Here is a 5,563-nt window from a genome sequence, read left to right as displayed (position 1 = left end):
TCCCGCTTCGGCTTCGCCCAGGAAGCCAATGATCTGTTCTTCACTGAAACGCTTCTTCATGTCCAATCTCCTTATGCATAGGATCGGACTCTAAAGTGTAGCGCTACTCAATAAGGGGGTGACGTCGTACCCAAGCAACCACCACAAACAGTAAACAATAACTTTAGCGGTTCATTTAACCAGTCAGCTATTGCTACTACCGGCGGGCATGCTAGCGTCTCAGTACAAAATACTGAGGTTAATCATTACTTCCAGAAGCTAGAGCAGGCAATCGACCAATCACAAAACATTCCGCCAGAGCAGAAGAGCCAATGGAAAGCTAGCGTGTGGGAGATGTCTAAGCACCCAGCGCTGGTAGCAGCGCTAGGGGCAGTATTAGGCGGATAACATACGAGGAGAGGTGGCGAGAAGGATCTAGTAAGGCTCAGTTGCCCGCGAAACGGATAATGGCAAATACCAACGCGGAAACGGCGACAATGGTACCCACGTTCCACTTAATGATGTTGGTTTCCATCTTAGCCAAGCTCTCTTTCGTGGCCATGGTCTCTTTGATAATGGCCACCTCTTGCTCTAATTGGCGTAATCGCTCCATATCCGGTGGCTCCCCGCCGCCATCAAGCGGCCTTATATGAGTTACTTTCTTAAAGCTCATTGTCGCCCCCTTCGTCCATAAAAGCCAACACCTCGGTATCACGAATATAGTGGATATATCCACAGTTCAGGCACACGCGAAGAAACTCGCCGTAACCCCGGTGTGTTCCGTCCGGCAGCTCATGAATTACTCTGACAGCGGGCGCCTTACCGGTACCCGCTTGCTCGCCTTCCGGGTCAAAAATGGAAATGCTCATTTCATCTTGCGAACACAAGGGGCAGTTCTTCGGCACACCTTTGCTATCCAGAAAACGCTTGATGACGCCTCCGGTCACCTGCTCTAACACACGTATCATGCTGCTACCTTCATCGTTAATTCCTCATTCAGTGGCAACCTCACCCGTCGCCACGAGCCAAAGAAAACCCTCTTTATCTATCACACTACAGCCTGGTTTTTCTTCAGCCTCAACAAGCTTGGCACCACTACGCCTCTGGCCAGCAACAAAGTAATCCAGGTTTTTAGTCACCGACTTGCGCACCACAAACCCATGGGCTTGAGCAGTTTTCTCAAGCGAAGCGCGGGTTTTGGCATCAAAGCCAGAGAAAGTGATTTCAGGATTGCCAGAACGCACTGCGTCAGGCATTTCAGGGCGGGAGCGAGGCTTAGCCTTAGTTGCATAAAGCTGTTCCTCGCCTTCCAAGAACTCCACGATGCGTTCAAGGCGAAAAGTACGTATCGCGTTACGATCAAGACAAATACCACGCACTTTACCTGCACTCATCTTGAAGTTAGTCAGCTCGCGGGTACTTTCATTACCATCCGCATCGCGATAAACAAAACGCAGGTTGCCGGTAGCACTGGGCACCGATTCAACCTCTTTGGTCGGTGGCTCTTCCTCCCAAGCACTATCGTCATCACTCAAATCATCAGGGTAGTTGGCTAGTAAGTAGCCACATAGCTGGTCAACCGGTACTTCAAGGCTATCTTCAAGCGGCAGCGTTACCGCGCTTTTGAAACCGCTAAAGGCATACTCACGCTCTACTGCATCGAAATTCTCACCTTCCAGCGCTCCAGCAACATGGGTATCACATACCCTAGCGGCATAAATGACGATAGGCTCTTCTTCACTCTGATATTCAAACTCAACTAATGCGCTATCGACTGCTAGCCATGCGCCTATTGGCGCTTGTTCGGTGGTAGTGAGTGGCTCTGGTGATGGCTGCTTATCGACTGATTCTGGCTTAGAAGATGGCTCTGATACAGGCGCTGGCTCTGGTGGGGACTCTACGAATGCTTGAGATGCACGCTCTGGTGTAATGATAGGTTGATGCGGCGACGAAGCGGCTGCCGAGCTTGCTAGCTTGCGCTTTGCGCCTCGCCATGAAATACCCAGTGGAAAAATCAAAGGCATGAGCACTGCTATACCGCCAATGGCTCCAGCGGCTCCCAATCGGTTACCTTCTGAATCCGTTAGCCCCAGCAAGCTGCCGATTAGCATTGAGCCACCTAGAAAGGCAAACGGCGACCAGAAAGCAGCAGACAAATGCCGCCACCACCCCGACATACCGTTAATCTTCATTGATTTAGTAAGCAAAATCCAAAAAGCAACACAGGCAGCAACACCTGCTAAGCCCGCAAGAACATCCATTCCCTTATTCCCCATTTTACTTTTTGCAGTCTCAAAACCTTCTAACTGCCTTTATGGTTTTACAGTTAAACGACCCGCCCAATACGAATTTCACAGCGTCCAAGTATCTCCACATCGTGCATATCTTGCGGCTTGATCATTTCCGGCTGGTAATGGTCGTTATCGCTTATCAAGTAAAGCGCCCCGCCCGCCAGGCGCTGCACCCGTTTAATCCGGCGCTCGCCACTCACCAACAACAAAAACACCCCTTCCTGCTTAGGGTCGCGGTTGCTGCGATCCACCAGCACCCAATCACCATCGGCCAGGGTGCCGTCCATCGAATCGCCACGCACTTTAATGCCCACCACTTGGGCGGGGTCTAGGCCCTGTTCGGAAAGCTCGACCGTCGAAAAGTAGAGCGTGGTTTTTACCGGCTCGCCTTCAAAACTGCGCCCTGCTCCGGCTGCAGCTTCAATGTCGTACATCTTTACGGGGGAGAGATCCGGCCCCGGCTCATTAGCTGCCAAGCTCAATGACTCACCGCTTGATGAAATCGAACGATTCCCTGTAAGAACGTAATGAGTGTTCACCCCGACAGCATGCAAAGCCGAAAGGTAATCAGCTTTGGGGCTACGCTTCTCGCTCTCATAGAGCATTTGGGTGTTTTTCGTGATGCCAGCGATGTCACCAAGCTCCGTTTGAGAGAAGCCTAGCCTTACCCGCTCTTCACGCAAACGCATCCCTATAGAACTCATTTAATTTCATTCCCCATTGACAATGAAATCATTTGATTCCATTCTAATGATGTCTTTTACTTCACAACACACCGCAAGGGAGCCACTGCCATGGCCACACCTGCTGAAAAAGCACGCGATAGTGCTGAGCTAACATCCGTCACCATTTATGGCTATCAAACCAAAATGGCTAGCCAAGCCCTTACCGACGCCATTGGCGACCTTGCTAAGCGAGGCTGTAAAGGCGAGGAGCTACAAAAACAATCCATCGCATTAGCCATCGCTCTACATGACGGCCTAATCCAAATCAATCAGTCGTCGAAAGCGTCTTGTAGTAACTCGACAGCCCCTTATGAGCAGCAACAATCGCTTGGGCAACTTGCTCCCCAAGATCCCCGGCAGGAAGGGGATTGGCAGAGTTAAAAACACCACTCTTAGTCAGTTCCAGCACAACCTCGTGAGCCGCCTGCTCTGGATTGTTTACCGGGTTGATTGGAGCGGAATCCGTCATATCAAAGCCCTCCTCGGGCAATAAGAAATTGAAAAAACTAGGGAGCCACTGCCATGGCCACACCTGCTGATATGCCACCGCTCATCACGGTGGAAAAACTAACGGTAAACAAAACCCAAGGGGTGCTTACCGTCGAGAGTGCTCAAGAAGGGCTCGAAAGCTTCAATGCCCGTTCTCAGGAAAAGCCAATGCCCTTCCAAGAGTTCGTCAACATCTTGCTGATTCTTAATGGCTTTGGTGCAACCGAGATCACCGCTACATTCGCCCCGCTTCAGCCAGGGGCTCAAAAAATGTCGTGGACGCTAATCGTCGCCTCAGCCTGACCTTTTTAAAGTCTTTTACTTCATTAAGGAAGCCTAACCCATGGCCACCACTAACACCATTGCCCCAAAGCCGATTTATGCCCCCAAAGGGTGTAACTCGCCAATCATGACCTACCTCACCGAAGCCGAGCGTACCCACCTGGAACGCATTACCCAGCTGGAAATGCGTTCGATGTCGGCCACCGCTCGCATGCTCATGCTGCGCGGCATTGCCCAATACGACCAAGACACCCTCTCCGCTGAATAAGCCGTTGTTCGTGCTTCTGCATAAGGAATGCCGTCATGCACCAAGACACCCGTCGCATCCGTCAACGCTATGCCGCCATCAATTTGGACGACTACGAAGCCAAGTTGATTGACGCCCTGGTCGACTACACCGGCATGTCGAAAGCCACCTTGCTGCGCCAATTGGTGCTGAAAGAAGCGCTCGAAACACTCGGCGTTAGCGACATCGTGAATACCAGTATGGGCCAACGTGCGTCGTAAAAGCAGGCACAAAAAAGGCCCAAAAGGAGCACCCAAAAATGCCCCATGAGTTTCGCTTAGCACTGGACGAAGAGCTGGACACCCAGCTAGAGGCAGTGCGGCAACAGCAAGGGCTTGAAACGCTCGACCAAGCAGCTGAATGGCTCGCCCGCCGCCGATTACGCAAGGGTACAGCCAGCCTCACCGGAAGAGGCCGCGCTCTCTATGACATCAGGGGGCGCAGTGACTGAGAACACAGAGATAGCCATGCATGAGGTCAGCCGACTCCGCGTCGACTGCCCTCACTGCGGTAGCCACATGAAGGTGCGGACTTCGAAGACGCATCTACCTGACTACCGCGAGCTCTATCTGCACTGCACCAATGAGTTTGCCTGCGGGTTCCGCTGTAAGGCCAGCCTGGGAATTATCGAAACGCTTGTGCCCAGCTACCAGCCGAACCCCAACGTGAACATCAAGTTTGGCGCGTGGTTGAAGCGGCAGATACGCCTGGAAGCCGAAGGCCAGATGCGTCTGGGCATAGAAGAGATCACCAAACCAAAAGGAAACCGCCATGAACGTCACACCCATTAACGCCACAAAAGCCCCCTTCGATATCGCCACCGAAGTGCTCTGGCAAAACCGCTGGGATAGCCGCGCCGAGGCGCTGCGCATCACCATCGGCACCCTGGTGCATGACTACGGCATCAGCGAATCCACCGCCGAAGTGGCCGCCATCCAAGCCTTCGCGGATCTGGATAGCGTCAATCTGGATGCAACCATCGACCTCACCGCCAGCACGTCCCATGTGGTGGTGCTGCGCACCCGCAACGGCTGCCCGGTGGTGTTCACCGCCCGCGACCTCGACCGCATGATCCAGCAGGCCCGCGACGCAGGCTTGGCCCAGGTGGTCGATGCCGATACCCGCCGCCCTATCGTCCTTGAACACTGAGGTGCCCGCCATGACCAACGTGACCGCACTCCCCACACGCAAAGCGCCGCCCCGCGTTCACACCGACCGGGCTGGCTTTGGCGAACTCCGCGCCGAGCTGCACAGCCGCGTGGCGGATCAAGACTTAATCAGCGTCTGGGCGGATCTCCCCTTCCCGGAGCGCCGCCTAGTGCTGAAAAGTGCCGGGCTAACCGCCGATGCCACCCAGCAGATTGGCCACTTCGCCAAGCCGGAGCGCGAGGCGATCCGCGCCGCCATCCACCGCATGAGCGACTACGCCAGCGGCCTGAAAGACCAGCTGCGCAACCGCGCCCAGCACCCCAGCCGTGAACTGGCCAGCCACGCCCGCCAAGCCCTGGTGG

Annotated in this window: 12 protein-coding genes; 8 read left to right on the top strand and 4 right to left on the bottom strand. The window is 53.9% G+C overall.

From position 1 onward, the window contains the following. Nucleotides 1-424 precede the first annotated feature (424 nt). The 4 genes from QT231_RS24060 to QT231_RS24045 all read right to left on the bottom strand — a co-directional run bounded on the left by QT231_RS24060 (nt 425) and on the right by QT231_RS24045 (nt 2,974). Nucleotides 425-652 carry a hypothetical protein gene (locus tag QT231_RS24060; RefSeq protein WP_308339299.1) on the bottom strand — a complete coding sequence of 76 codons (228 nt, stop codon included), beginning with the start codon at nt 650-652 and terminating at the stop codon, nt 425-427. Further along, nucleotides 642-947 (bottom strand): hypothetical protein, encoded by a 306-nt coding sequence (locus QT231_RS24055; protein ID WP_308339298.1) that lies wholly within the window; start codon nt 945-947, stop codon nt 642-644. Before QT231_RS24055 ends, QT231_RS24060 begins: the two co-directional genes overlap by 11 nt. 24 nt (nt 948-971) lie before the next feature. After that, the gene (locus QT231_RS24050; RefSeq protein ID WP_308339297.1) at nt 972-2,240 is read right to left on the bottom strand and encodes a BRCT domain-containing protein; all 1,269 of its coding nucleotides are present in this window, start codon (nt 2,238-2,240) and stop codon (nt 972-974) included. Between the two features lie 65 nt (nt 2,241-2,305). After that, nucleotides 2,306-2,974 (bottom strand): S24 family peptidase, encoded by a 669-nt coding sequence (locus QT231_RS24045; RefSeq protein WP_308339296.1) that lies wholly within the window; start codon nt 2,972-2,974, stop codon nt 2,306-2,308. A gap of 90 nt (nt 2,975-3,064) precedes the next feature. On the opposite strand from QT231_RS24045, the gene QT231_RS24040 reads away from it, so the two are divergent. The 8 genes from QT231_RS24040 to QT231_RS24005 all read left to right on the top strand — a co-directional run. After that, complete coding sequence (locus QT231_RS24040) at nt 3,065-3,376, top strand: hypothetical protein (protein WP_308339295.1); 312 nt, start codon at nt 3,065-3,067, stop codon at nt 3,374-3,376. Nucleotides 3,377-3,517: 141 nt separating this feature from the next. Beyond that, nucleotides 3,518-3,787 carry a hypothetical protein gene (locus tag QT231_RS24035; RefSeq protein ID WP_308339294.1) on the top strand — a complete coding sequence of 90 codons (270 nt, stop codon included), beginning with the start codon at nt 3,518-3,520 and terminating at the stop codon, nt 3,785-3,787. A 40-nt stretch (nt 3,788-3,827) separates the two neighbouring features. Then, a complete protein-coding gene (locus QT231_RS24030) occupies nt 3,828-4,034 on the top strand; it encodes a hypothetical protein (RefSeq protein ID WP_308339293.1) in 207 nt (68 codons plus the stop codon). Nucleotides 4,035-4,069: 35 nt separating this feature from the next. Then, the gene (locus QT231_RS24025) at nt 4,070-4,273 is read left to right on the top strand and encodes a hypothetical protein (RefSeq protein ID WP_041158941.1); all 204 of its coding nucleotides are present in this window, start codon (nt 4,070-4,072) and stop codon (nt 4,271-4,273) included. A 38-nt stretch (nt 4,274-4,311) separates the two neighbouring features. Continuing rightward, the gene (locus QT231_RS24020) at nt 4,312-4,503 is read left to right on the top strand and encodes a hypothetical protein (protein WP_308339292.1); all 192 of its coding nucleotides are present in this window, start codon (nt 4,312-4,314) and stop codon (nt 4,501-4,503) included. Then, on the top strand, nt 4,496-4,843 hold the full coding sequence (locus tag QT231_RS24015) for an ogr/Delta-like zinc finger family protein (protein ID WP_308339291.1): 348 nt from the start codon (nt 4,496-4,498) through the stop codon (nt 4,841-4,843). Before QT231_RS24020 ends, QT231_RS24015 begins: the two co-directional genes overlap by 8 nt. Further along, entirely contained in the window at nt 4,824-5,201 is a 378-nt protein-coding gene (locus QT231_RS24010; RefSeq protein ID WP_308339290.1) for a hypothetical protein, read from the top strand. The genes QT231_RS24015 and QT231_RS24010 overlap by 20 nt, the downstream gene beginning before the upstream one ends. A gap of 10 nt (nt 5,202-5,211) precedes the next feature. After that, the coding region (locus tag QT231_RS24005; protein WP_308339289.1) for a hypothetical protein at nt 5,212-5,563 on the top strand (352 nt) is incomplete at its 3' end.

The organism is Halomonas sp. SpR1 (genome assembly GCF_031010175.1).
GTDB lineage: Bacteria > Pseudomonadota > Gammaproteobacteria > Pseudomonadales > Halomonadaceae > Vreelandella.
The sequence above is the reverse complement of the archived record's forward strand: the minus strand, read 5'-3'. Positions and strand labels throughout refer to the sequence as shown.